This window comes from Nocardia rhizosphaerae (assembly GCF_042650365.1).
GTDB classification, from domain to species: Bacteria; Actinomycetota; Actinomycetes; order Mycobacteriales; family Mycobacteriaceae; genus Nocardia; species Nocardia rhizosphaerae.
In genome coordinates, this window is record NZ_JBHSBA010000007.1 from 278,077 (window position 1) to 304,158 (window position 26,082).

The following is a 26,082-nucleotide window of genomic DNA, read 5'->3' on the forward strand; positions in this document are numbered from 1 at the left end:
TCGAGATGTTCTACGACGACGACGCTGACCTGTCGATCATCCAGGGCAAGAAGGTCGCCGTGATCGGCTACGGCAGCCAGGGCCACGCGCACTCGCTGAGCCTGCGCGACTCCGGTGTCGACGTGCGCGTCGGCCTGGCTGAGGGTTCGAAGTCGCGCCCGAAGGCCGAGGAGGCCGGGCTGACCGTCGGCACTCCCGCCGAGGTCGCCGCGTGGGCCGACGTGATCATGGTGCTGGCGCCCGACACCGCGCAGGCCTCGATCTTCACCAACGACATCGAGCCCAACCTGAAGGACGGCGACGCGCTGTTCTTCGGCCACGGCCTCAACATCCACTTCGGTCTGATCAAGGCGCCCGCCAACGTCACCGTCGCGATGGTCGCCCCGAAGGGCCCCGGCCACCTCGTGCGCCGTCAGTTCTCCGACGGCAAGGGTGTTCCGGCTCTGATCGCCGTCGACCAGGACCCGACCGGCGAGGGCCAGGCCCTGGCGCTGTCCTACGCCAAGGGCATCGGCGGCACCCGCGCCGGCGTCATCAAGACCACCTTCAAGGAAGAGACCGAGACCGACCTCTTCGGTGAGCAGGCCGTGCTCTGCGGTGGCACCGAGGAACTGGTCAAGACCGGTTTCGAGGTCATGGTCGAGGCCGGTTACGCGCCGGAGATGGCCTACTTCGAGGTGCTGCACGAGCTGAAGCTGATCGTCGACCTGATGTACGAGGGCGGCATCGCGCGGATGAACTACTCGGTGTCGGACACCGCGGAGTTCGGTGGCTACCTGTCCGGTCCGCGCGTCATCGACGCCGACACCAAGGAGCGCATGAAGGCGATCCTGAAGGACATCCAGGACGGCACCTTCGTCAAGCGCCTGGTCGCCAACGTCGAGGGCGGCAACAAGGAGCTCGAGGGCCTGCGCAAGGCCAACGCCGAGCACCCCATCGAGGTCACCGGCGCCAAGCTGCGCGGGCTGATGAGCTGGGTCGACCGCCCGATCACCGAGACCGCGTAAGTTCTCGCTGTTCGCCGCAAGGGCCCATTCGATCCCCGGATCGGATGGGCCCTTCGCGTTCGGCCGGGTGCGCCGCTCGGAGACTCCGTCGGCCGACCGTCGCTCCGCTTCGCATGAACCCGGCCTGATCTGCGCGTGCCGTTGTCGACTGAGCTGGTTCTTCGGTGTTTGCCGTTGCTCGATGCGGCGCGGGTTCTTGCTGTTGGGGCAGGGTAGCGCGAGACTTGCTCGATGACGAAAGAGACGGTGGCCGACTTCGCGGGCGAGGCGGCCGAGCAGGGGAAGGCCGCACGCAAGCGGGTCTCGCGGTCACAACTGGGGGAGTGGGGTGCGGGGCCGGATCGGGAGGATCCGGTGTCGATTCTGGAGCGGCAGGCCGCGACCAGGGTGCCGGAGCTGGTGCCGATCCGGTACGCGCGGATGCGGCAGTCGCCGTTCACCTTTCTGCGCGGTGCCCCCGCGATCATGGCCGCCGATCTGGCGCAGGGCCCGAACACCGGCCTGACCGTGCAGCTCTGCGGTGACGCGCACCTGTCGAACTTCGGGCTCTACGCGTCGCCGGAACGCAATCTCGTGTTCGACGTCAACGACTTCGACGAGACGCTGCCAGGTCCGTTCGAATGGGACGTCAAACGCCTGGCCGCCAGTGTGGCGGTGGCCGCCCGCGACAACGGCTGCGACGACGCGCGCGCGGCCTCCGCCGTTGAGGCCGCCGGGCGCGGGTACCGTGAGACGATGCATCAACTGGCCGGGACCGACAGCCTGACCGTGTGGTACGAGCTCGTCGACGTCGACCAGGTGGCCGAACTGATCCAGAAGCCGAAGGTGCGCAAGCGGTTCGACAAGACGGTCAGCTCGGCGCGCGGCAGGACCAGCTTGCAGGCGCTGAACAAGCTCACCGAACCCGACGCGAACGGTGTCCCCCGGATCAAGAATCAGCCGCCCCTGCTGGTGCCGATCGAGTCGGCCGACGGCAAGGAGGTCGACGACGTGTTCGCCGATTTCCGGCGCAGCCTGCCCGATGAGCGCCGTACCCTCATCGACCGGTACCGCGTGGTCGACCAGGCGATGAAGGTGGTGGGTGTCGGCAGTGTCGGCACCAGGTGCTTCATCGTGCTCATGATGGACAAGGAATCGGGCAGCCCGCTGTTCCTGCAGGTGAAGGAGGCCGAGGCCTCGGTACTCGCGGCGCATCTGAAGGCGAGCAAGTATCACCATCAGGGCCACCGGGTGGTGGTGGGTCAACGGCTGATGCAGTCGGTCAGCGATGTCTTCCTCGGCTGGGCGACGGGTCCGGCCGGCCGGTTCTTCTATTGGCGGCAGCTGCGTGACATGAAGGGATCGGCCGATATCGCGAACCTGGCGCACCGCGAGCTCGCCCAGTACGCGGGCCTGTGTGGTTCGGTGCTCGCCCGTGCGCATGCCCGCTCCGGCGACCGTGTCGCCATCGCCACCTACCTCGGCACGAGCGACCGGTTCGATCGGGCGATGGGCGAGTTCGGTCTCGCCTACGGCGATCAGACCCACGCCGATCGGCTCTCGTTGCTGGCGGCGATCGAGTCCGGCCGGATCACCGCGGCGGCGCAGGCGTACTGAGCGCGCGGCCCTCGGTGCGGTGCGTCGATCGGGCCTGCGCCTACACTGGTTACCGATGAGTAGGTTCTTTGACTCGGTGGACCAGGTGACCGACCGGCTGACGGCAGCCGGGTACCTGCCGTCCCTGGACATCGCGACGGCTGTCTTCCTGGCCGACCGGCTCGGCAAACCCCTGCTGATCGAGGGCCCGGCCGGTGTCGGCAAGACCGAGCTGGCCAAGGCCGTCGCCGCGGCGGCCTCGGCCGAGCTGATCCGGCTGCAGTGCTACGAGGGCATCGACGAGGCGCGGGCGCTCTACGAGTGGAATCACGCCAAGCAGCTGCTGCGCATCACCGCCACCTCCGGCGAAGGCTGGGAGGACACCCGCGAACACGTCTTCACCGAGGAATTCCTGCTCGCCCGGCCGCTGCTCGCCGCGATCGGCAACCCCGAGCCGACGGTCCTGCTGATCGACGAGCTCGACAAGGCCGACGTGGAGATCGAGGGCCTGCTGCTCGAGGTGCTCAGCGACTACCAGGTGAGCATTCCCGAGCTGGGCACCGTCACCGCGGTCCGCAAACCGTTCGTGCTGCTCACCTCCAATGCGCACCGGGAGCTGTCGGAGGCGCTGAAACGACGCTGTCTGTTCCTGCACATCGACTATCCGACGGCGGAGCTGGAGAAGGCGATCGTGCGGCTGAAGGTGCCGGAACTGGACGCCGCGCTGGCCGAGCCGGTGGTGACGACGGTGAGCGCCCTGCGTCAGCTGTCGCTGCGCAAGGCGCCGTCGATCGCCGAGACCGTGGACTGGGCGAAGACGCTGGTGGCCTTGGGCACTCGCTCGCTGTCGGCGGGAGTGGTCCGTTCGACACTCGGTGTGCTGTTGAAATACCAGTCCGATCATCGTGTCGCGATCGAGCGGCTCGCACTCGATGGACGCGATGATGGTCCGCGCTGAGAGCTTCGGCGGACGCGATCGTCGCTCCACCGAAGACGCGACACCCACGCCGACCGCAGACCGGCTGGTCGACTTCGTGGGTCTGCTTCGCGAGCACGGCATTCACGCAGGCCCCAGCGAAACCGTCGACGCCGCCGCGGCGATCGTGGCGCTCGGCACCGCCGACCTCGCGATGCTGCGCTCCGGTCTGGCCGCATGCCTGCTGCGCCGCAACGGCCAGCGCTCGGTTTTCGACCAGCTTTTCGACCTGTTCTTCGGTGGTGGAAGACCGATGCGGCGCGCTGCGGCCGATCCAGGTTCGGTGCGGGAGCGGGTGACCGCGGCGCTGGTCGCGGGCGAGGACACCGCCGAGCTGGCCCGGGAAGCACTCGACACCTTCGGCGCGTACGGCGGCGCCGGGGAGACCGCGGGCCGGGTGAGTGGCGCCTCGGGTGCGGGCTGGTCCTCGTACCTGACCATGAAATCACTGCGTCCCGACCAGATTTCCGAGGAAGTGGCCCAAACACTGGGCGGAGCAGGACAATTCGACGCTGCGGTGCACTCGATAGAGGCCCGCCGCCGGGTCGACCGCTTCCGGGCCGCCGTCCAGGCGGAGGCCAGGCTGCGATCGGCCGAGCTGCGCGGCATCGAGCAGATCGCCCGGCGCGGTGTCGAAAGCGCAGGCGACAGTCTCGATTTCCTCGGCGCTCGCTCGCAGGACCTGGCCGAGATGCGTCGCCTCGTGCATCCGCTGGCCCGTAAGCTCGCCACCCGCCTCGCGGTGCGCAGGAAGCGAGCCGTGCGCGGGCAGATCGACCTGCGCCGCACGCTGCGCCGGTCGATGGGCACCGGCGGGGTGCCGATCGATCCGGTGCTGCGTGCCCGCAGGCATGGCCGCCCGGATCTGGTCGTGCTGGCTGATGTCTCGGGCTCGGTGAGCGGGTTCGCGGAGTTCACGCTGCAGCTGGTGCAGGCCCTGCAGGACCAGTTCAGCCGGGTCCGCAGCTTCGGCTTCGTCGACACCTGCGCCGAGATCACCGGCTACTTCACGCCGGGTGAGCCGCCGGTGCCTGGTTTCGCCGAGGACATCGTGCGCGAGGCCGGCGTTGCCCGATTCGGCTCCAGCAACTACGGAGAGGCACTGCAGGGATTCGTCGACCACTACCTCGACGCGGTGGGCCCGCGCACCTGCGTATTGATCCTCGGTGATGCGCGCACCAATCGAACCGACCCGAATCTTGCTGCGCTGGAATCGGTCTCCGAGCGTGCGAAGGCGGTGTACTGGCTCAACCCGGAGCCGTCGCGGTCGTGGAACACCGGTGATTCCGCCGCCGAGGCCTACACGGAGGTCGTCACCATGCACGAATGCCGCAATGTGCGGCAGCTCGCCGAGGTGATCGGCAGGTTGTTGCCCGCCTGAACGGCATCTGGCCGGGCTGTGCCGGAGCGGGCTCACCGATTCGTCGCTGTGCGTCTGCTTCGGCTCGAATCCCCTGTGCGAGTTGACGGTGTTCGGGGCCGTTGCCCACGCACAGTTCCCCGGCCGCCGACCTGACCCGACCTCGAGCTGCCCTGATCGGGTCTGCGGCGAGCTCTCAGGGCGGCTGGTGTTTCCCGCGGTGAGCTGCCACAGGTGTCGGGAGCGTCCAGGTGAGCCGTCACCGGCGCCGGGTGCTGCCCAGGCGAGCGGTCACGGGTGTCGGGTGCCGTACGGGTGGGCTGCCCAGGTCTGGGCAGCCCACCGTCGCGCTGGTCATCGCGGGGTCAACCGCACGACCGCGTACTCGTGCTCGCTCTTGGCCTGGTACTTGGCATACCGTGGCTGCTCGGCGGTGATGGCCGCCCACGCGGTGTCGCGCTCCTGGCCGATCAGGACCTGCGGTGCCACCGGTCGCGGCTGCTCGCCGGGCAGTTCGATGGTGGCCTGCTCGGGGTGGGCCAGCAGGTTGCGCTGCCAGTCCGGTGCCCCGTTCTTGCCGCCGGAGGCGACGAGCAGCCAGGCGTCGTCGTCGCCGGGAAACCAGGAGATGGGGGTCTGGCGCGGTTCGCCGCTGCGGCGCCCGACCGTGTTCAGGATCAGCACGTTCATGCCCATGAAGGTGCCCTTGCCCTTGCGGATCTTGCGGTTCATCCGCGCGTTCATCGTGTGCTGCATCCAGCGGGAGAAACCGCCGTGGGAGTTCTCGGCCATCGGAAGTGGTCCTTTCGGAGTCGGTGTTCGGGTGCTCAGCCCCAGGCGCCCGCGATCTGGCGGGTGGTCGCGTTGAGCCGGTTGAACATGTTGGTGACGCCGATCATCAGCACGATAGCGGCGAGCTGGCGCTCGTCGAAGTAGCTGGCGGCCGCGTCCCAGACCTCGTCGGTGACGGCACCCGGCCGGTCGGCCATGCGGGTGGCGGCCTCGGCGAGCTCGAGCGCGGCGCGCTCCTCCTCGGTGAAGTACGGGGTCTCGCGCCAGGCCACGACGGTGGCGAGCCGGTCTTCGCTGACGCCGGCCTTGCGGGCGGTCTTGGTGCCGCCGTCAACGCAGGCGCTGCAGCCGTTGATCTGGCTGACCCGCAGATGCACCAGTTCCAGGATCTCGCCGTCGACTCCGCCGGTCTGGACGGCCTTGAGCACCTGCTGGATCGGGCCCATCGCGTCGGTGAGGACCATGGCGGGGTTCTGCATCCGGGACTGCATGACGTTCTCCTTCGTTCGGGATGTTCTCCGCTGTTCGCGGTGTGTCTCCATAACAGCCCGCCCAGCGCGGGAAAACGATGGCTGTGGGACACTGTGGGACAGTGGAAAACGGCCCTGACCTCCCGATTGTTCACACTGAACTTTCCGTTCCGGGCCGGGACAACGGAGTGGAACGGTGGTAGTGCAACAGCGGACGCGGGCGTACCCGCCAGACGAGCTGGCCGCGCGGCTGCGCATGATCCAGGAGCTGTCCGGTCGCGGCGTGCGCGCGCTGGCGCGCGATACCGGTCTGAGCTCGTCGTCGCTGTCGCGCTATCTCAGCGGTCAGACGGTGCCGCCCTGGCCCGCGGTGGTGGAACTGTGCCGGTTGGTCAAACGCGATCCGCGGCCGTTGCGGCCGCTGTGGGAGCGGGCGGGCAGCCCGCTGCCCGCGCCGCCGAAGACCAGCCGCCAGGTCGCGCCGCCGAGCCCGCCCGCCGACGCCCCACCACCGCCGCGCAACGATCTGCCCCGCGACGTCCCCGACTTCACCGGCCGCGACCAGGCGCTCGCCGACGTGCTGGCTGCGGTCGGTTCGCACCGGGTGGTGGCCGTCGACGGCATGGCCGGCGTCGGCAAGACCTCGCTCGCGGTGCACGCCGCGCACCGGCTCACCGCCGACTATCCCGACGCCCAGCTCTACCTCGACCTGCACGGATTCACCGACGGCCGTCAGCCGCTCGACCCCGATGCCGCGCTGCGTGCCCTGCTCGCCGCATTGCAGGTGCCCTCGGAGAAGGTGCCGCAGGACGGTGGGGTGGAGCTGCGGGCGGCCTGCTGGCGCTCGGAGCTGGCACGGTTGCGGGCGGTGATCGTGCTCGACAATGTCGCCGACGCCGCGCAGGTCAGCCAGTTGCTGCCGGGGGCGGGGGAGTCGGTGGCCATCATCACCAGCCGCAACCGGCTGCTCGAACTCGACGAAGTGCCGCCGGTGACCCTCGATGTCCTCACCGCCGAGGAGAGCGCCGAACTGCTGGCCCGTGCCAGCGGCGATTCCCGTGGACCCGACGGCAGGCTCGCCCGCGAACCGGAACACGCCGCCGAGGTGTTGCGGCTGTGCGGCAACCTGCCGCTGGCGTTGCGCCTGGCCGCGGCCCGGCTGCGGCATCGTCCCGGCTGGTCGGTCGGGATCCTGGTGGAACGCATGGCCGAGGGCGCCACCGAATTCGACACCGCGTTCGGGATGTCGGTGCGTCAGCTCAAGCGCGATCAGCGCCGCCTGTTCCGCCTGCTCGGGCTGATCCCCGGTTCCACCTTCACCGACTACGTCGCGGCCGCCGTCGCCGACGTACCGCTGCGGGCGGCCAGGACCATGCTCGAGGATCTGCTCGACGCGCATCTGGTCCAGCAGCCCGCCGAAGGACGGTACCGGTTGCACGATCTGGTCCGTCAGCACGCCCGCACGGCCGCCTTCGCCGAAGACTCCGATACCGATCGGGCCCGCGCGCTGGGGCGTGTCCTCGACTACTACGTGCACACCGCGGCCGCCGCCGACGCGGCGATGCCGTTCGTGTCACCGACCCGTCCGGTGTCGGCGGGCTCGCCGCCAAGGGACCTGCCGTCGTTCTCCGGTCGCGACGCGGCGTTCTTCTGGTTCGTCGCCGAGTACACCAACCTCATGGCCGTGTTCTACACCGCGGTCGAGGCCGGTGCCGACGTGCACGTCTGCGAGCTGCCGCGCTTCATGCGCACCTTCTTCGCGAGACGTTGCGGCACCACCCATCTCAACGCCCTGTTCGAACAGTCGCTGACGGCCGCCGAACACCTCGGTGACCCGCGTCAGCTCGCCGAGGCGCACAGCGACCTCGGTTTCGCCCGCTACAACGCCGGCCGGATGACCGAGGCCGCCGACGCGTACGCCGCCGCCGCATCCCTGATCGCCGCGGTCGGCGACCCGCTGCCACGCGCCGAGTTGACCATGCGTCGCGCCCACCTGCGCTGGGACGAAGGCGATACCGAGGAACCGCTCGAGCTGTTCCGCCTGGCCCGCGACCTCTACGCCACCAGCGGCTGCCCACGCAGCGCCGCCGACGCGCTGGCGGGCGAGGCATGGGCGGTGCTGCGCTTGGGGCAACCCGAGCGTGCCGCCGAGCTGGCCCGCGAGGCGCTGGCCATCACCGCCGACGACCCGTCGTGGCCGCCGTCGCTCCAGGCCGAGATCACCCTCGGGGTCGCCATCGCCGCCGAGGCGCCCGAGGAGGCACTCGAACACCTCGGCGGCGCACTGGAATCGGCCCGCGCCGACGGTCACAAACACAACGAGGCCTGGTGCCTGAACTGTCAGGGCGTCGCCTTGCGGCGCATGGGCCGCTACCCCGAGGCCCTCGCCGCCCATCGCGCCGCCTTCGCCCTCCTCGACGAACTCTTCGAGGAACACTGGAAGATCCACTTCCTCAACGGATACGCCGAAACCTGCGCGCTGGCCGGGCAGACCGCCGATGCGCTGCGGCTGTATCGCGAAACCCTCGCCCTCGCACCGGGACTCGGCTACCGGTTCGAGGAGGCGACCGCCAATCACGGCATCGCCGACGTGCTCGAGGCCACCGACCCGGACGCCGCGGCGCACCATCGCGCCGCGGCGGAGGCGATCCTGGCCGACCTCAGCCCATCGACTTCGCGCCGTCCAGTGCTTCCCTGATGATGTCGGCGTGGCCGGAGTGCTGCGCGGTCTCGGTGACGATGTGCAGCAGCGTGCGCCGCGCGGTCCAGCGCACCCCCGGCTCGAACCACGGAGCTTCGGGCAGCGGGTGACTGGCGTTCAGGTCGGGCAGTGTGCGCACCAGTTCGTCAGTGCGGGCCGCCACCCGCTCGTACTCGGCGAGCAGGCCGGCCAGGGTTTCGCCCGGCAGCATCCGGAAGTTGTCGCCCCACGCGGCGATATCCGCTTCGCTCATCGACGCGGAGTCGGGGATCGGGCCAGGGCCTTCGACAATGAAGTTCGCCCAGTTCGACTCCACCTCGGTGACGTGCTTGATCAGCCCGCCGAGGCACAGCTCGCTGACGGTGGTGCGCTGCGCGGCCTGTTCATCGGTCAGCTCGCGGGTGGTGAACCGGAGGAAGTGGCGGTGCTTGGCCAGCAGGTCGAGCAGATCGGTGCGTTCGGCGTCGAGGAGCGTGGGGGTGGTCATCAGCGGAGTCCCTTCGTTGTCGGTGTGAAACCCAAGGTAGCGGCCATTGCGGCCAGTTTCTGTCCGCAATGTGCGGGAGAATGGCGAACATGGCCGACACGAGCGCACGCACCCTCCGTCTGCTGTCGCTGCTGCAGACCCACCGCTACTGGCCGGGCACCGAACTGTCCGAGCGGCTCGGCGTTTCGGCGCGCACGCTGCGCCGCGACATCGACCGGTTGCGCGAGCTCGGCTACCCCGTGCACGCCCGGCCCGGTGTCGACGGCGGCTACCAGCTCGCGGCGGGCGCCGCGCTCCCGCCGCTGGTCCTCGACGACGACGAGGCCGTCGCGATCACCGTCTGCCTGCAGGCAGGCTCCCAGGGCACCGCCGACGGCCTGGCCGAACCGTCGGTGCGCGCCCTGGCCAAACTCGTCACCGTCCTGCCCACCCGGCTGCGCCGCCGCGTGGACGCCCTGCGCGCCATGACCGTCTCGACCGGCTGGAACGCGGTCCCTCTGGCCGACCTCGACCCCGCCGTCCTCACCGACCTGGCCATGACCTGCCGCACCGAGGAACGCCTGACCTTCGCCTACACCGCCGCCGACGGCCGCGCCTCCACCCGCGAGGTCGAGCCGCATCGCCTGGTCTCCCTCGGCCGCCGCTGGTATCTGGTCGCTTACGACCTCACCCGCCACGACTGGCGCACCTTCCGTGTGGACCGTCTCACCGACTCGCGCACCACCGGCATCCGGTTCCGCCCCCGCGACCTGCCCGCCGCCGACGCCGCCGCGTTCGTCCGCGCCGGAATCGGCACCCGCCGTAGCGGTTTCGACGTCACCGCCGAAATCGACGCCCCCGCCGACGAGGTGACAGCCCGCGTCGGCCGCTGGTGCACGGTGACCGCTCTCCCCGACAACCGCTCCCGGATCACCATGACCGTCGACGACCTCGATTGGCCCCTGTTCCTGTTGGCCCGCACCGAGTCGGCGTTCGCCATCCTGTCTCCACCCGAACTGGTTTCCCGAGCGGGTGATTGGGCGACGCGTCTCGGGGCGGCTGCCCGGTGAAACGCTCGCCGGACCGCTGGCGCTACCTCGGTCCGTGGTGCGGTGGCAGGGCCGGATGACTGCGCGGCGCTCCGTATCCCGGCATGCCCCGCGGAGGTGCCTGCATCGGTCGCATGGCAGGCTGGGGGTGCGCGCCATGGTGCATGCCGTCGGTCTACGGCGCCGAAGGAGACGGACGAGGGCCGTCGTGCGCCGGCGCCGCGTCGACGGCAGCGGCGCGAGCACGAAGGTGAGCGCCGGGAACACCTTCACCAGCAGCGAGACCGCCCAGGGGATATCGAGGTCGGCACCGAGGACGTTGTCGACGGCGGAATGGCCGAGCGCGATGACCAGAACCCGGTACCCACCTATCCCCGCCGCGGGGTCAGCCGTTGCGGTGCCGCTGCCGCCGCCGACGCTGGAAGAACAGCTGATCGACCGCCACCGGCGCCACCATCGCGGTGATTTCCGCGAGCCTGGTGTCGTAGTGGTGCTCGGTGATGCAGCGGTGCAGATGCGCTCGCCGCTCCGGCCCCAGCCCAGCCCAAACGGTGCCGAACCGGGTGCGCGCCAACGGCCCCGAGGCCGCGACCAGATCGAGAAGTGCGGGCCAGCACGCGGTTTCGGTGGCCAGGGCGGGCAACGCGGCCACCGTGGAATCCGACAGCCCCGCCAGCGTCTGACCGACGACGGCCTTCGCCTGGCCGTCCATGCGTGCGGCGAGCGTGAACAGTCCACGCCAGCTGGCGGTATCGTCACCGTCGTTCAGCGGCACGACCAGCCCGGTCGCCACCGCAGGCTCGTCGAACACCGGATTGCCGACCAGCGACCACAACCCGAGTGGCGTGAGATGCCCGGTCATGGTGAGGAACTCGGGCACCGCCCCCACTCGCAGCGCCGTCGCAACCAGGTTCGCGACATCGGCCGGTCGCGCATTGCCGAACAGCACGTCGCCCACCCGGCCGATCACCTCGGGCGAACACCGCGAGAACACCGACAGCGCGGCATGCTGCAGCGCCGGCCGCCCCGCCAGCACCGTCTGCGCCATCCGCGGAATCCGCCGGTACGGCCCGTCGAGCAGCTGGCGCAGCACCGCGCTGAGAATGTCGGCGTCATAGGCGTAGGCCGCCGAATGGATCAGCCCCGCGTCGTCGTGCACGCCAGCCTCGACCGCCGCGATCAATTCCGGTGTGGCACAGGACAGGAACGGCCCCGCTGTCACATAGTCCCGGCGCCGCAGCAGCTCGTTGACGATCTCCACCACCGGCCCCGTCGGCGCCACATCCGAGATCTGCTCGATCGCCCGCGGATCCAGATACGGCGCGCAATCGGCCGCATACCGCGGATCGAGCATCAGCAGGGTCTCCGCCGCCTTCGCCGGATGCTCGACCCCCACCGCGCCCGCCGCCCGCCCCGTCGTCATCGGCGGAACCAGCTTCTGTACCAGCGGAATCGAGATCGACAACGGAATGAACGGCACCAGCGCGCTGATCCGCCGGAATGTCTCGGTGTGCTGATCGAACAGCACCCCCGAGATCTGCTGCTGCAGCTCGTGCAACCGGTCCGCTCCGAGGTGTCGCAGATGATCCACCCGCTGCGGATGCACATGCAGCGTCCTGGCCAGCAGAATCAGCTGCGCCCGCGTCGTCAGATCGCTCATCGCCCGCCGAACATGATCCGCTTGGTCACCGCCCGCAACGGTCGCGGCAACGCCCCCACCATCGAATCGATCGACTTGTCCAGTGCCTTGGCCTCGAACGTCACCGCCGCCCGCATCAAGTCGAACAGATCCCTCGCCTCGTCCGCGGGCAACCCCTGCAAAGCAGGCAACACCCCCGGCGCGCCCCCGCCCCGGTCACCTCGTCCCACCATGTGACTCCTGAACAACGCGCGAATCTCGACTTCCGAGCATGACGGGTCCGCGCCGCGCCCACCAGCAGTTCACTGATATCTGTGCACACATACGAATTCGATGACCCAGATACGTGTGAATCGATGTCCTGATCCCGGTCTGCCCACGGGATCCGCTGCCAACCGGCTGTAACAACACTGCGAACGTGCCGATCAACGACGAAGAGAGCTCTATCCTCAACAGCGCGCGCAAAGGATTCGGGGTGGCGATGACGGCTGACTGGCAGTTCGACGTGCCGACGGTAGGACACAAATACCTGCCGCCGGACGCTCGGTACATGGAAGCGCTGACCAGCCAGGGGTACGGGTTCGAGGCGGCGGTCGCCGACCTGGTGGACAACTCGATCGACGCGGGCGCCAACGACGTCGTCATCCACTTCCTGCGCGATGGTGACGATCTACTGAGCCTGTTGATCATCGACGACGGGCGCGGGATGGCGGAGGACGATCTCGATGTCGCCATGACCGTCGGCGGCCGCCGCGACTACGCTCCCGACGCCCTCGGCATGTTCGGTACCGGCCTGAAATCGGCCTCGTTGAGTCAAGCTGCCGCGCTCACCGTGGTGAGCAGAACCCGCAAGTCACGGCCGGCGGGCCGCCGGTGGGCGATGGAACGAGCCCGCGCGGATTTCCAGTGCGACATCGTCGAATCGGGGTATGCCCAGTCGCTGATCGACCGCTACCACGGCTGTCCCATCACCTGGCAGGGCACGGTGATTCGCTGGGACGGGGTGAAGGATTTCCCGCGCAATGTCGGGGTGGCCCAAACCGGCCGCTACCTCGACCGCACCATCGCCCGGCTCGGTCTGCACCTGGGCGTTCAGCTGCACCGCTTCCTGCTGCGCGACGACTTCAACATCACCATTGCCGTCGAAGACGTCCGCACCGGCGACATCTTCGCCAATTTCGGTGTGGTGGCGCTGAATCCCTTCGGCTATCCGGTCTCCGGCCACCCGGACTACCCCCGGACCTTCACCGCCGAGCTGACCGGGGCGGGCCGGGTAGAGCTGACAGCGCACATCTGGCCGCCGAAATCCTCGCGGAGCGAATACAAGGCCTTCGGCAGCGTGCTGGACAGGCAGGGTTTCTACTTCTATCGCAACGGCAGGGTGGTCCAAGCCGGCGGCTGGAACAACGTCCGCCAGCCCGAGCAGCACCTCGCCCTGGCCAGAGTCGATGTGAATCTGCCCGCCGACGTCGGCGACACCTTCCGGCTCACGGTGAAGAAAGAGGGCGTGGAGGTCTCGCCGGAGTTCACCGAGGCGCTCGAGCGCGCCGTCGACGCGCAGGGTCGCACCTTTGCCGACTATCTCGCCGATGCCAAGCAGGTCTATCGGGAGGCGCGCCGACGTGCGGGCGCCACCAGGAAGCCCGTGATTCCTGCAGGCCGGGGCTTCGCCGACCTGGTGCGCGAAACGATCGACGACGAACTGCCGTCGTTGCCCGGAGAGGACCCGATCACCATCGAGTGGCGCAAACTCACCGACGACGTGTTCTTCGACATCGACCGCGACACCCGCACCATCGCGCTGAACCGGCGCTACCGGTCGGCCATGAACGGAGGTCGGCGTGGCACGGTCGACGATGCCCCGATGCTGAAGGCTCTCATGTACTTCCTGTTGCACGACGTCTTCGGCAAGGAGTTCAGCGGGCCGCGGACGAAGGACAATCTGCAGCTGTGGCAGTCGGTACTGCTGGCTGCCGCGCGCACGGAGTTCGAGCAGGCCGACGCATGAACTCGCTGCGGCTGCTTCTGCACCAGGAGGTGCTCGGCGAGATGGCGGGCACCCGGCCGCGCAACCTGGTGTCGTCCATGCGATATCAGGCCGAGGACATCGACGGGGCCTTGCCGTTCGCCACGGAGGAGGACTTCCGTGACGCCCTGCTGTTCGTCTCCGACAATCTGGCGCTGGTGGAGATGTGGCGAACCCAGCTGTACCAGTGGGACTTCGAGTCCGCGCCGACCTGGTCGGACGCCGAGCCGCGCACACCGGAGCGGCGTGCCCACATCTGCCTGCGACTCGGCATCGACCTGGCCACAGCCAAGCTGCTGGAAGCCAACGCACCGATCCCCGCCTTGCCGAAACCAGTGGTGATCGGCACCAGATTCGAACCGTGGTACCACGCGCGTTCCCTCCGCTTCTCCCGGCACGGCCGCGAGGGGTACTGGAACAACTACCGGCTGCTGCTCGCCCGCAAGCACTGGTCACCCGAGGCGGTCGCCGACCTCGACGCCGCGACCGACGCGGTGGTCGAACGGCTCGCCGATCCGAGCGCGCCAACCGCCTACCAGTCCAAGGGGTTGGTCGTCGGCTACGTCCAATCGGGCAAGACCGCCAACTTCACCGGGGTCGTGGCAAAGGCGGTCGATGCCGGGTACCGGCTGGTGATCGTGCTGTCGGGCACCCTGAACCTGCTTCGCGCCCAGACCCAGCGTCGTCTGGACATGGAACTCGTCGGCCGTGAGAACATCCTGCGCGGCGCCGCCGAGCACGACTCCGACTACCGTGACGACCCCGCCTGGATCGAGCGCCGCTTCCTGTCGTTCGGCGATCTCCCCTCGGTGCAGGGCTGGTTCGACATCCACCGTCTCACCACCCGCGACAACGACTACCGCAGCCTCCAACAGGGCATCTACGCGCTCGAATTCGAAAAACGCGAGCCCGCCCTGCCGCTGTACGACCCGGTCAATCTGCATCGCGCCGCCGCCCGCCTGATGGTGGTCAAGAAGAACAAGACCGTCCTGACCCGGCTCGTCAAAGACCTCCGCAAGATCAAGACGCCGCTGTCGGAGATTCCGGTTCTGATCATCGACGACGAATCCGACGAAGCCTCGGTCAACACCACACGGGTCAAACCCGATTCCGAGCGCACCGCGATCAATCAGTCGATCTCCGACCTGCTCACGATGCTCCCGCGCGCCCAGTACCTCGGCTACACCGCGACTCCCTACGCCAATGTGTTCATCGACCCGTCCGACACCGCCGATGTCTTCCCGAAGGATTTCCTGCTCTCCCTCGAGCGGCCGCACGGCTACATGGGCGCCACCGATTTTCACGATATCGACGCCACCGTCGCGGAATCCGAACGCACCTACGCCAACTCCAACGAGAAGGCGCACGTGCGCGATGTCGTCGTCACGGACTCCGATGACACCGCTGCCCTGATCAGTGCCGTCGACATGTTCGTCCTCGCCGCCGCGATGAAGATCTATCGCGAGGACCACGGGCTCGGCGACGGCTTCTTCACCCACCACACCATGCTGATCCACGAATCCAGCTTCGTCGCCGATCATCGTGAACTCCTGGCGCGGGTCTCCGAAGTCTGGTGGAACGCCGACTATTCCGGGCCGTCGGGCCACGCTCGCCTGCGTGAACTCTTCGACACCGACGTCGCCGCGGTCAGTGCCGCGCGAGCCGAAGGCTATGCTGTGCCCGCGGCGTTCGACGAGCTCCGCCCCTATATCGGCCCTGCCGTCTTCCGCATCGGCGGCGACCAGAACCCGATCATCGTTGTCAACGGCGACACAGCTCTGGAAACCGGAGCGGCGGATTTCGACCGGCGCCCGATCTGGAAGATCCTCATCGGCGGCCAGAAGCTGTCGCGCGGTTTCACCGTCGAGGGACTGACCGTCTCGTACTTCCGCCGGCGCGCGGGCAACATGTCGGCACTGATGCAGATGGGCCGCTGGTTCGGTTTCCGTCGCGGCTACCGCGACCTCGTCCGGCTCTATATCGGCCGCGAGGAATCCGGGCCGGGAAAGCGTACTTTCGACTTGTACCAGATGTTCGAAGCCATCTGCCAGGACGAGGACGCGTTCCGTCAGGAACTGCGCCAGTACGCCACCATGGTCGACGGCGAACCCCAGGTGACCCCCGCCCAGGTCCCGCCGCTGGTCTCCCAACATCTCCCGCTGCTGCCGCCGACCAGCAAGAACAAGATGTACAACGCGCGGCTGGTGGAGGTGCGCTCGCCGGGCCGATGGCGCGAGCCCACCGCCTATCCGACCCTCGCCGCCGACCTGCGCCACAATGTCGATGCCTGGCTCCCGATCATCGACGAACTCTCCACCGAACCACTCGAATTCGCCTACCACTTCCCCGACGGTGCCGCAGGCCACGAGATGACCGCGCTACACGCGACGGTGTCCGCCGACCGGATCCTCGCCGTCCTGGAATCCGTGCGCTGGCGCGCCGAACGCCAATTCGCCCCCGACCTCGAATACCTGCGCTCGATCACCGCCGACGGCGACGTCACCGACTGGGCCGTCCTGTGCCCCTGCCCCAACCGCAGCGCTCCCCACCTCTCGATCGGCTCCCGCACCGTCCCCCGCTGGGACCGCACCCGCCGCCGCGACCCCCTGTTCGGCGCCATCAGCTACAACTGGCACCGCACCATCGCCCGCCGCATCGCCGGCGCCCTCCCCGACTCCGGCGACCCCCACACCGAATCCTTCCGCACCGCCCGCCGCGGCGCGATCCTCCTCCACCCAGTTGTCGAACCCGCACACCTGACCGACATTCGCCCCGACGGCAGCATCGACCCAGGCCACCTCGCTCTCACCTTCGGTTTCATCGCGCCATCTACCGCGATAGGGCGGGATTCGCGGGTGGTGCGGTTCGAGACTACGGATTCGTCGACGGAGAGTGCGATCGTGGAAGCGGAATGAGGCCGATGTGAGGTTCGGCCAGTTCTTGCACTGTCGGATCGCCTGTGGCGCACTGCGGAGCGTAATGTGCAGCCCTCAGAACTCGACGGCGTAGATGCTTGTGAACCGACTTCTTGCCGGGATTGGGGCGAAGGCGGAACCAGCCGTGAGCTGCTAGCGTTGCCCTCCGGCGGAAAGTGCCCGGTCCAGCAACGCGTCGGCATCTGCATGTCGTTCGTGATCAAGCAGTGGGCGAAGGATCTGAAGTATCTCGCGATCCTCCCGCCGTCCCGCATAGCTGATAATCGCAGCTACTGCATCCATCAGGTCCAGATCGCGGCAGGCGATGACCGCGTTTGCGGCTTCGTCTGGAGTGGCGTCCGTCCCAACGTGATGGATCATTCGGCTCGAATTCTCCAGTTGGCCAGCCACGATGTAGCCCGCGAGTTCGGATGCCGGCGCCCATAGAAGTTCGCGGCTCGGCCACGCGATGTCGGCGTTGATGTGCCGGTCCCCCTCGCTCAGGGGGACCGGCACATCAACGGCGCCTCTACCTTCCTCAGCGTCAGCCTCCTGTGCGGTCAGGTCGGCCGGCTCAGCAGGAGCGGATGTCCCGCATTGGGGGCACGCGACAGCGGCCTTCAGTCGAGCAGCGTCGGCAATGCCGCCTAGACTGATAGCGATATCGCGCCGGAGCTGGCGAAGGTACTCCCAGGTGATGAGGTCCTGGTCCTTGTCGATCGCCGACGCCGCGAAGTTGTAGATCTGCTGCAGAGTCGACTCTCGTGGACCGAACTTGTACTGGCCAGCGAGCAATTTGGACACTGTGTCCTTGCTGACGTTGGCCCTATCGCTCAGCTGGCGATGAGACGTGCGAGTGCAGCACATCAGCTTGCGTACTTCGAAGTAGAACCGCCGCTGGCCGAATGACCAGGCCTGTCCGAATCCGTAATCCGAGCACGTAATCAATTCAGGTCTCCCCCAGGACGGGTGGCACACGACCAGGACGGGTGGCACACGACCAACCCATTGTGACCGGTGGGATCCGGAAGGTGAATAGATCTGCTGTCCTGACTTTCCGTGCAAACTCGGCGGCAAAGTCAGGACAGCAGATAGGTTTCCACGCCCTAGATCTTGCTGTTGACTCGATGTGGCCAGGCCGCTGGACCAATCCGGATCGGCGATCTCTTCCTGGAACGTCGACGCGAGAGGACGGATTGCTGATGGCTATGCCTACCTGGAATGACCCGAAGCTCGGAACCATGAAGGCTTGTGCGCTGTGGTTGGTGCAGGAGGTCGGTGTCGGCGGCCTCTTCACGAAGGGGCAGCTGAGAGATGCGTTTCCGGACAAATCCCAGGTGGATCGACGGATGCGCGACCTCCGCGACTTCGGCTGGCGGATCGACACCAATCGCGAGGATGCATCGCTGGGCCCGCATGAGCAACGGTTCGTCGAGCAGGGCATAGCGGTGTGGGAACCGGGCAAGGCCACGCGGCCGGCCGGTGCAACGATCACGGCCGCCGAACGCTACGAGGTCATGGCGAAGGACGGGCGTAAGTGCCGTTCATGCGGTATCGGTCCGGGCGAGACCTACGCTGGCACGTACATCGCATCACAACTCGACGTTGCCCGCCGCACGGTGAGGCTGCCCAGTGGTGGAACGTCGGTGCAGATGGTGCTCGAGTGCAGCCGATGCCGTATCGGTGGCCGCGACTCAGTTGCTGATCTCGGCGACATACTGGCCAGAGTCGATAAGCTGACCGCCTATGAGAAACAGATGCTGAGTCAGTGGATCGAGCGGGATACACGGGGTTTCAGCGAGGCGGAAAACCTGTGGGCGCTGTACAGGACGCTTCCGGCGGAATCCAGGGCCGAAGTCCGGGACCGCCTGAAGTAGTTGCAGGGGCGGTACGGCCCCAAGTTCACAGATATTTGATCGAGAGAGACCATAGGAATGTTCACAGACTTTGGAGTTCCTCCCACAGCAGACGCTGTTCGTGCAATGGTGGCGCAGCGCCTCGGGGACCTCGACCAGAACGGTGGGGTCGCCGAGACTCTGACGCTGGAGTGGCGCGATGCCCCGCTCCACGTTCAGGTCATCGACATGCCGATCAACGCGTTGTACTACAACCCCGGTACGCACCGGATTCGGGCGCAGCGCAGTCTGGAGCCGGTCCGTGACGCAGCACTGTCGGATGATCCGTGGAGTCAGGAGAGCCAGGACTATCTGAAACATCTGCTCACTCGCCGACCGGCGGACACAACGCAGCCTGACCCTGAATTCGATAAGCTGGCGGAGCATCTCGAACAGTTCGGCCAGATCGAACCCGGCTTGATCACCCGCGAAGGTATCCTTGTCAACGGTAATACCCGTTGCGCTGCGCTGCGAGCTGGGTCAAAGGCCACCAGCATGCGTGTCGGGGTGCTGCCGGCGTCGTGCACGTGGGACGATATCAATGCTGTCGAGGTCTCCCTTCAGTTGCGACGGGACGAACGACGCAACTACTCGTATATCAATCGACTGCTTGCGCTGGAAGAACAGCGGGATCAGCTTCATCGCCCGACATCGGTCATCGCGAAGACATTTCACACAACTGTAAATGTCGTCGAGCGGGACTTCTGGGTATTGGCTGAACTGCGGAACTGTATTGAACGCAGCCGAACTGAGGGCCAGGAGTCGATGCGCCTCGTGGACTTCGAACAGTCTCAGGAGAAATTGGCTGAGCTCTACCGTGCATATCAGGACGAGCACAAGAAGAACAAGGAGCGAGCGGAGCTACTGAAGGAGTCCCGGCTCGCAGCGATCGTGCTGGACTACGCCAAGACTGATGTCCGGTTCGTCGGCACCGACTTCCAGGAACGATATCTGGACAAGGGGTTGATCGAGGAGTTCGGGGGGACGGAGTCCGGCGTCGGCGAGGCCGTTGCGATTCCTGGTCTAGGTCGCAGCGTCAAGGCATCCGGGCCTGATGTTTCTGCCGCACGGGCGATCACTGACAAGCTCCTGCAGGCGAAAGCTGTTGAAGCTGCAGGCGATGCCGCTGGCGAGCCTGCCAAAACTGCAGCCAGCAAGCTGATTTTGACCTATAAGGATGCCTTCGACACCGCGATCACAGTCGCTGGTCGCGACGCGATGATCCGGAAGAAGCGCCTCGCTGCGCCCGACCGGGTTGTGGCGGCCTGTAAGGACCTCGAGCAGGCTGTCAATGATGTTGTCTTGGCGAGAGGCAACTCCAGTCTCGATGAAGGCGCGTTCGATGACGCACTGGTTCAACTGCATACTGTGCTGGAGCAGCTCGCGATAGAGGCGCAGCGATCGGTCGCGATTCCCGGTAGCGGCCTCGACTGGCTCGTGGGGGCGGTCGAGAGCAGGGGCCGGCTGTAATGACCAATGCTCAGAATCCTTCGCTCCGTTTGCGGTTCGGAATGACCCGCATGCGCGTGGAGCTGCTCACTACACCGGACTTCCAACCGGAATTTCAGCAGCTGGTATCCCGTCTCAGTACTTCTGGCGCGAGGGGCCCTCTGTCCGCGGAAGTCGATCTCGATGATTTTCTTGTCAATTTGGGCGAGCTAGGTGGCTGGTCCCATCCTGACGTAGCGTGGGCCGACGATCTGAGGGTGCTCGTCACCGGGGTTCTCGACGACACCGAAGCTGTCGAGCGAAACCTCGATGGGACGACGGAGAACTCGGCGGATGCCGTTCATCCGGACTCGGTCGCCGACCTGCTCGGCAACGACTGGACCGGCGAGCTCACGGCGTTCCAGCAGCGGGACATAGCCAGGCTCCTGTCGCTGCGCCATGGAGCGAACTTCAGCGTTCCTGGTGCAGGGAAAACGCGGGTGGCACTGGCTGTATACGCTGCGGCACGTGCGCAGGGGGAGGCGGAGCAGCTGCTCGTCGTCGGTCCGAAGTCGGCATACGAGTCCTGGGAGTACGAGAGCTCGTACTGCTTCACGGAGCCACTTCGCAGTGCGGTAGCCGGCCGCTCCACCGATCCACTCGCGGAACTCTGCATCGTAAACTACGAACGCCTCGATCCTTCGCTGGATACCTTGGCAACCTGGCTCCGGGCCAAGCCCTCGATGATCGTGCTGGACGAGGCGCATCGCATCAAACTGGGTGCGCGCGGCACTTATGGCTCGGCTGCTCTTGCCCTCGGTCCGTTGGCGAATCGTCGCCTGATTCTCACCGGGACGCCGGCGCCGAACGGCGCCCGTGACTTGGAGAGTCTGCTTTCGTTTGTGTGGCCCGGGCATGGTAAACGGGCGGTGATCGAGGCTGTCGACGGTGGAGATCTCGCGCGGGCCAGTGCCGTGCTTCGGCCGCTGTTTACCCGCACGACGAAAGATGAACTCGGGCTACCCCCGTTCGAGCCGAGGATCAGGTATGTGGACATGCCTCCTCTACATGCGGAAGTTTACGAAGCGCTCAAGGGGAACTACTCGGCACGCGCCGAGAGTTCGCGAGGGAGTATCGAGGCACTCGGGCGGGCGATGCTGCGGATGCTGATGGCTGCGACCAGTCCGGCCCTGCTTCTCGAAGGTACGAGCCGATACGAGCCGCTGGAGTACCAGCTTCCCCCGCTTCAGCCTTCGCCGGGCGACTCGCTGTTCGACCTGCTCCAGAATCTCCCCAGCATCGAGTTGTCACCCAAGTACCAGGAAGCTGTCAAGATCGTCGCCGACAATGCGTCGGCCGGCCGAAAGACCCTGGTGTGGACGACTTTCGTCCGTAGTTTGACCACGCTAGAGAAGCTGCTCGAGAACTTTGGCCCAGCGACGGTTTACGGTGGTACCCCGGACCGGGACGAGCAGTTGCGGCGATTCCGGGAAGACCCAGACTGTCACGTCCTCATTTCCAACCCGGCGACGCTTGGCGAAGGCGTAAGTCTCCACTACGTCTGCCACGACGCGGTCTATGTCGACAGGGACTTCATGGCTGGCCGGTTCCTGCAGAGCCTGGACCGTATCCACCGGCTCGGGCTTGCGCCGGGCACGGAGACACGAGTGACTGTCCTTGCCACTCGCGGCACCGTCGACGAAGTGGTTCGCCTTCGCCTGGACGCGAAGCTGAAGTTTATGGCGGCGATTCTCGACGATCCAGATGTCCAGCAACTGGCCGATCTTGAAGAAGAGCCTGCCGCTGGCGCCGGTATGGACGCTGCCGACGTACGTGCACTGCTGCGGCACTTCGATGACGTGGTGGCTCCGGCCGAGTAGCAGGTCCCGCCGGGTTACCAGGTAGCGAGCGCCGCAGCGAGTTGCGTGTAGTCAAGCAGACGTCCCTGCTCGGTGACCTCTGCCCACGCGTCCTGTTGTTCGCCAGTTCCGACCGCCGCCACTGCCTGGGCCATGGCGGGATATGCCAGGTGGTAGGTGGCGTCGACCTCGCCGGTGCCGCGCGCGATGGATGCGAGCCGCGTCGGCAACGGTTCTGCGGTGATGGTCACCAAATGAGGCAGGCGTCCCCGCCGATGCCGGATCATATTGCCGTTTTCGTGACGGATGTTCTGGACCCGGTCGGACCGAATTGTCCATTTGCAGGCAAGCGCTGCATGCAACCAAGGATGTTTGCTCGTCGTCGGGGTGTTGAGAAGACCCACGAGGACATCCGGCTTGATCAGGTAGTCGGTCCCGAGGGTGACGCGAAGGTTCGGATCATTCGCGATCGCGCGGTCCATCGCGGCCAGATGCTTGTACTGCGCATAGTTGACGATGCTCTGCCCCTTGCGGACCTCCCACTGGCGTTGTGGATCCAGCAGCGGAAGCGCGGTGGCGAGGTCAACCGCGACCTGGGTTTCTAGCAGCCCACCTGGGTTGTCGGGAGGTTCGGCTGGATCGGATGCGCCGCCGTTCGGATTCGGGGCGCCCAGATACTCGAGCACAGCCGCCGATAGCCGGAGGCTGGACACGTTGTCGGTGTCGGCGGTATTCGGTACCCACTGCCAGCCGAGCTTGTTCTTGCGGCTGCGCTTCCACCCCAGCAGATCCGTTCCGAATGTCATCCCCATGCCGATCAACTTAGCTCTGCCGGTGGGTTGCCGTGACCTCAGCTACCTGATCACCTACGATCGCTCATATGTTCGGGTCCCGATCGAGTTCGTCGACCACAGTGGTCAGTGCCGATACGACCGGTTCGTGCTCCCAGACCCTGACTACCGTCCACCCAGCCGTCGACAATGCGGCGTCCGCTTCTCGATCTCGCGCAACGTTGCGGCGGAGCTTCGGTGTCCAATACCACTCGTTAGTGGTCGGCGCCCTGCCGTGCTCGGGGCATGCGTGCCAGAAGCAGCCATCGACGAAAACCGCAACCCGGCGAGCCGTGAACACGATGTCTGGTCTGACCGGTTTGCGACCCTCTACCGCGATCGGGAAGTCCTTCCGGAACCGGTACCCGAGCCGATGCAGCTCGCTCCGCAGCTCGATCTCTGGCTTGGTGTCGGTACGCCTGATCGCCCGCATGTTGCGCCCACGGCCGGGCGATGATGCCGCCGGTACGCTGCTTCGGCTACTCGGCTTCGGTGGCGACAAGTCTTCTCGGTCCATCCACTACCCAGCTTTCGACTGGCCTCTGATTACACGGCATGATAGTCATCCGCGTCCCACAGGATCGCTCGATACATCACTTCGCAGAAGGGACACCGTGTGACCGAGCTCAGCGTCATCGAGATTTGCGCCGGGGCAGGCGGCCAGGCGCTTGGGCTCGAGCGAGCAGGCTTCGACCACAAGCTGGCTGTCGAACTCGACCAAACTGCTGCGGATACGATCCAGCGTAACCGCCCGCACTGGAAGGTCGAGGTCGGTGACGTGGCCAACCCATCGGTGTTCAACCCGAAGGCCTTTGCTCCTGATGCCGAAGGACAAGGCGGACGGCAGATAGATTTGCTGGCGGGCGGCGTTCCTTGCCCTCCGTTCTCCATCGCAGGAAAGCAACTCGGCGCGAATGACGAGCGGGACCTGTTTGCGTGGGCCGTCGAGCAAGTTGATGTTGTGAAACCCCGTGCTCTGCTCCTTGAGAACGTCCGTGGCTTGAGCATGCCACGCTTCGCTGGTTACCGGCAGCACGTGCTGGACAGGCTCAGCAAGTTCGGCTACTCGGCAGAGTGGCGCCTTATCCAAGCATCCGACTACGGCGTGCCTCAGCTGCGGCCCAGATTTGTACTTGTTGCCATGGTGTCCGAGGATTTCCGGTACTTCAAGTGGCCTGAGGCGACCGGCGAAGTCAAGACAGTCGGGGAGACGCTACTGCCGTTGATGACGGAACGTGGCTGGAAGGGTGCAGCTGCGTGGGCCGCGAAAGCAAACGGCATCGCTCCGACAATCGTCGGTGGATCGAAGAAGCATGGCGGTGCTGACCTGGGTCCTACCAGGGCGAAGCGAGCATGGGCGGAACTCGGGGTTGACGCCTACGGTGTGCACGACACCGCGCCGCCGTACGACAAGCGCCCGATGACGGAGTTCGGCCCGAAACTGACGGTCGAGATGGTCGCACGCATCCAAGGATGGGTCCTCGCCAAGGACGAAGCACATCGGTCCGAGCTGGAGGCTGCTGGGGACGGAGAGTTTGCGTGGATCTTCACGGGCAAGAAGACAGCACAATACCGACAGATTGGCAACGCGTTTCCACCTCCGGTTGCCAAAGCGATCGGGCAGTCGATTTCCCGCGCGCTTCGCCACGTCGGTGAGCCGATCGAGCGCAACGACGATCCACACACCGATCCTATCTACAAGGTTCTGCGTGACCAGGCGATACGGGATCCGGACACCTTCCTTACCGCAGCACAGATCACTGATCGCGCGAATCTCTCCATCGGTGATCCCGAAATCGACCGTCGAATCTCCCAGCTAGGTAAAGATTTTGAGATAGTCAAAGCCGAGAGATCTGGCGGTCTGGCATATCGAATGGGGGAGTTTCGGGCATTTACGGGTCAGGGAGATCACATTCGGCACGAATACTATCGGAACCATATTTCGAGAGTGAGCTGAGCCGCCCGCGTCGGCTCGAATGTTCTGGTGCTGGTACGAAGGATCCTCCGGTTCTGGAACTTCGGCTGATCCGACTAACCCTACCCAGATGGTGACGAAGTGGCTGTGGCGCGACGACTGGATCACGTGATGCTGCTGGATGGACATAGGAACCTTTGCGACAGGTGCGAACCTCGAAGGTGCCACCATCGGGGCATTGCGTATGTTGAGGTTCCCCCGCTAACTCGGAGTAGCTCTCCGAGAAACCGGGGGAACCTCTTGTTGGTCAACGAGCGAAGTCTGGGCCAGCCGCGCCCGACCAGATTCTGCCCTCGCAACCGATTGGCGGACCGGATGGCGGCTGCGGGTGCCTTCTTGATTCAGCCGGTCGCGCGCACCTTGATCGCATCGCGGGAGATGATGACGTCGTACTCTCCGGGAGTGGCGATCACCGCGTTCCCGTAGGCTGACCGCACGAACGGCGATGTATACCAACTCTTCTCGTTCATGTCTTCGAAGAAGTCGCGATCCCCACCGTTGAGGAAGATGTGGTCCTGCCGGGTGGCTTTCCCGTCGAGACGCTGTCCGTAGAGCCGGGTGATCTTGTAACCGGAGTGGAACCCAAGGGCGTTGACCCACGGGTGGAGTTCGACGATGTTGGCTTGCAGGACCCAGAGGTTGCCTTCGATGCGCTGGGTGGTCCGGGTGTCGACGGCGCCTTCGTCGTCGTAGAGGGTGAGCTCCACTTCGAGTTGATCGGATTGGTCGGCAACGGGTTTCGCGACTACGTGGGCGGCGGTGATCTCGCCGGTGAGGCCGAGGTAGGTCTGGAGGAGGGTGGCGATCCAGAGTAGGAGGGTGGCGACGAGGAGTAGGGCCAGGCCGGGGACGGCGCGGCCGAGGACGGCGGTGGCGCCGCGGCGGCGGCGGAACGCGAGCGCGGCCCAGACCAGCAGGGCGATCGCGAGGGCGAGCAGGGCGAGCAGACCGATCTGGGCGAGCCCGAAGGTCACCGGGAAACTCATGTGACCGGTATACCCCGAATCGGGCTGCGGCAGGGGTGGTCTCGCGGTTCTGCCTACAGCGTTCGCGTGAACGGATACCGGGTGTTCATCCGGTGCGCGAGGTGATCCGTAGGTAGGGAACGCGCGATGGTCG

Annotated in this window: 21 protein-coding genes; 12 read left to right on the forward strand and 9 right to left on the reverse strand. The window is 66.4% G+C overall.

Annotation, left to right across the window (positions count from 1 at the left end; genetic code table 11):
* Window positions 1-5: 5 nt before the first annotated feature.
* The 4 genes from ilvC (at window position 6) to ACFOW8_RS16095 (ending at window position 4,939) form a co-directional block, all read left to right on the forward strand.
* Window positions 6-1,007, forward strand: a complete 1,002-nt coding sequence (gene ilvC / locus ACFOW8_RS16080) for a ketol-acid reductoisomerase (protein ID WP_378552030.1) — start codon at window positions 6-8, stop codon at window positions 1,005-1,007.
* Between the two features lie 231 nt (window positions 1,008-1,238).
* Complete coding sequence (locus ACFOW8_RS16085; RefSeq protein WP_378551432.1) at window positions 1,239-2,603, forward strand: DUF2252 domain-containing protein; 1,365 nt, start codon at window positions 1,239-1,241, stop codon at window positions 2,601-2,603.
* A 55-nt stretch (window positions 2,604-2,658) separates the two neighbouring features.
* Window positions 2,659-3,540, forward strand: a complete 882-nt coding sequence (locus ACFOW8_RS16090; RefSeq protein WP_378551433.1) for an AAA family ATPase — start codon at window positions 2,659-2,661, stop codon at window positions 3,538-3,540.
* Window positions 3,527-4,939, forward strand: a complete 1,413-nt coding sequence (locus tag ACFOW8_RS16095) for a vWA domain-containing protein (protein WP_378551434.1) — start codon at window positions 3,527-3,529, stop codon at window positions 4,937-4,939. The genes ACFOW8_RS16090 and ACFOW8_RS16095 overlap by 14 nt, the downstream gene beginning before the upstream one ends.
* A 333-nt stretch (window positions 4,940-5,272) precedes the next feature.
* Here the strand turns inward: ACFOW8_RS16095 and ACFOW8_RS16100 are convergent, their stop codons facing one another.
* Window positions 5,273-5,710 (reverse strand): nitroreductase family deazaflavin-dependent oxidoreductase, encoded by a 438-nt coding sequence (locus tag ACFOW8_RS16100; protein ID WP_378551435.1) that lies wholly within the window; start codon window positions 5,708-5,710, stop codon window positions 5,273-5,275.
* Between the two features lie 35 nt (window positions 5,711-5,745).
* Window positions 5,746-6,201, reverse strand: coding sequence for a carboxymuconolactone decarboxylase family protein (locus tag ACFOW8_RS16105; RefSeq protein WP_378551436.1), 456 nt, complete (start codon window positions 6,199-6,201; stop codon window positions 5,746-5,748).
* 175 nt (window positions 6,202-6,376) lie between these two features.
* Between ACFOW8_RS16105 and ACFOW8_RS16110 the strand changes: the two genes are divergently transcribed.
* The gene (locus ACFOW8_RS16110) at window positions 6,377-8,878 is read left to right on the forward strand and encodes a tetratricopeptide repeat protein (protein WP_378551437.1); all 2,502 of its coding nucleotides are present in this window, start codon (window positions 6,377-6,379) and stop codon (window positions 8,876-8,878) included.
* Here the strand turns inward: ACFOW8_RS16110 and ACFOW8_RS16115 are convergent.
* On the reverse strand, window positions 8,841-9,368 hold the full coding sequence (locus tag ACFOW8_RS16115; RefSeq protein WP_378551438.1) for a DinB family protein: 528 nt from the start codon (window positions 9,366-9,368) through the stop codon (window positions 8,841-8,843). The genes ACFOW8_RS16110 and ACFOW8_RS16115 overlap by 38 nt on opposite strands.
* An 89-nt stretch (window positions 9,369-9,457) precedes the next feature.
* On the opposite strand from ACFOW8_RS16115, the gene ACFOW8_RS16120 reads away from it, so the two are divergent.
* Window positions 9,458-10,417, forward strand: a complete 960-nt coding sequence (locus tag ACFOW8_RS16120; RefSeq protein WP_378551439.1) for a helix-turn-helix transcriptional regulator — start codon at window positions 9,458-9,460, stop codon at window positions 10,415-10,417.
* 364 nt (window positions 10,418-10,781) lie between these two features.
* Here ACFOW8_RS16120 and ACFOW8_RS16125 read toward each other — a convergent pair whose 3' ends face one another.
* Together ACFOW8_RS16125 and ACFOW8_RS16130 are read right to left on the reverse strand one after the other, a co-directional pair.
* Window positions 10,782-12,056 carry a hypothetical protein gene (locus ACFOW8_RS16125; protein ID WP_378551440.1) on the reverse strand — a complete coding sequence of 425 codons (1,275 nt, stop codon included), beginning with the start codon at window positions 12,054-12,056 and terminating at the stop codon, window positions 10,782-10,784.
* A complete protein-coding gene (locus tag ACFOW8_RS16130) occupies window positions 12,053-12,268 on the reverse strand; it encodes a hypothetical protein (RefSeq protein ID WP_378551441.1) in 216 nt (71 codons plus the stop codon). Before ACFOW8_RS16130 ends, ACFOW8_RS16125 begins: the two co-directional genes overlap by 4 nt.
* Window positions 12,269-12,516: 248 nt before the next feature.
* On the opposite strand from ACFOW8_RS16130, the gene ACFOW8_RS16135 reads away from it, so the two are divergent.
* The gene (locus tag ACFOW8_RS16135; protein ID WP_378552031.1) at window positions 12,517-14,043 is read left to right on the forward strand and encodes an ATP-binding protein; all 1,527 of its coding nucleotides are present in this window, start codon (window positions 12,517-12,519) and stop codon (window positions 14,041-14,043) included.
* A complete protein-coding gene (locus ACFOW8_RS16140) occupies window positions 14,040-16,976 on the forward strand; it encodes a Z1 domain-containing protein (protein WP_378551442.1) in 2,937 nt (978 codons plus the stop codon). Before ACFOW8_RS16135 ends, ACFOW8_RS16140 begins: the two co-directional genes overlap by 4 nt.
* 153 nt (window positions 16,977-17,129) lie before the next feature.
* On the opposite strand, the gene ACFOW8_RS16145 is transcribed toward ACFOW8_RS16140, so the two are convergent.
* Window positions 17,130-17,780, reverse strand: a complete 651-nt coding sequence (locus ACFOW8_RS16145) for a hypothetical protein (RefSeq protein ID WP_378551443.1) — start codon at window positions 17,778-17,780, stop codon at window positions 17,130-17,132.
* Between the two features lie 398 nt (window positions 17,781-18,178).
* On the opposite strand from ACFOW8_RS16145, the gene ACFOW8_RS16150 reads away from it, so the two are divergent.
* The 3 genes from ACFOW8_RS16150 (at window position 18,179) to ACFOW8_RS16160 (ending at window position 22,179) form a co-directional block, all read left to right on the forward strand.
* Complete coding sequence (locus ACFOW8_RS16150; protein WP_378551444.1) at window positions 18,179-18,853, forward strand: hypothetical protein; 675 nt, start codon at window positions 18,179-18,181, stop codon at window positions 18,851-18,853.
* A gap of 105 nt (window positions 18,854-18,958) precedes the next feature.
* On the forward strand, window positions 18,959-20,341 hold the full coding sequence (locus tag ACFOW8_RS16155) for a transcriptional regulator (protein WP_378551445.1): 1,383 nt from the start codon (window positions 18,959-18,961) through the stop codon (window positions 20,339-20,341).
* A gap of 50 nt (window positions 20,342-20,391) precedes the next feature.
* Window positions 20,392-22,179, forward strand: coding sequence for a DEAD/DEAH box helicase (locus ACFOW8_RS16160; RefSeq protein ID WP_378551446.1), 1,788 nt, complete (start codon window positions 20,392-20,394; stop codon window positions 22,177-22,179).
* Between the two features lie 14 nt (window positions 22,180-22,193).
* Here ACFOW8_RS16160 and ACFOW8_RS16165 read toward each other — a convergent pair whose 3' ends face one another.
* The gene (locus ACFOW8_RS16165) at window positions 22,194-22,970 is read right to left on the reverse strand and encodes an NgoMIV family type II restriction endonuclease (protein ID WP_378551447.1); all 777 of its coding nucleotides are present in this window, start codon (window positions 22,968-22,970) and stop codon (window positions 22,194-22,196) included.
* Window positions 22,971-23,034: 64 nt separating this feature from the next.
* Window positions 23,035-23,421: a very short patch repair endonuclease gene (locus ACFOW8_RS16170; RefSeq protein WP_378551448.1), complete on the reverse strand. Its 387-nt coding sequence runs from the start codon at window positions 23,419-23,421 to the stop codon at window positions 23,035-23,037.
* Between the two features lie 183 nt (window positions 23,422-23,604).
* Between ACFOW8_RS16170 and ACFOW8_RS16175 the strand changes: the two genes are divergently transcribed.
* Complete coding sequence (locus ACFOW8_RS16175) at window positions 23,605-24,945, forward strand: DNA cytosine methyltransferase (RefSeq protein WP_378551449.1); 1,341 nt, start codon at window positions 23,605-23,607, stop codon at window positions 24,943-24,945.
* A 359-nt stretch (window positions 24,946-25,304) separates the two neighbouring features.
* Here ACFOW8_RS16175 and ACFOW8_RS16180 read toward each other — a convergent pair whose 3' ends face one another.
* Window positions 25,305-25,949, reverse strand: a complete 645-nt coding sequence (locus ACFOW8_RS16180; RefSeq protein ID WP_378551450.1) for a hypothetical protein — start codon at window positions 25,947-25,949, stop codon at window positions 25,305-25,307.
* Window positions 25,950-26,082 lie beyond the last annotated feature (133 nt).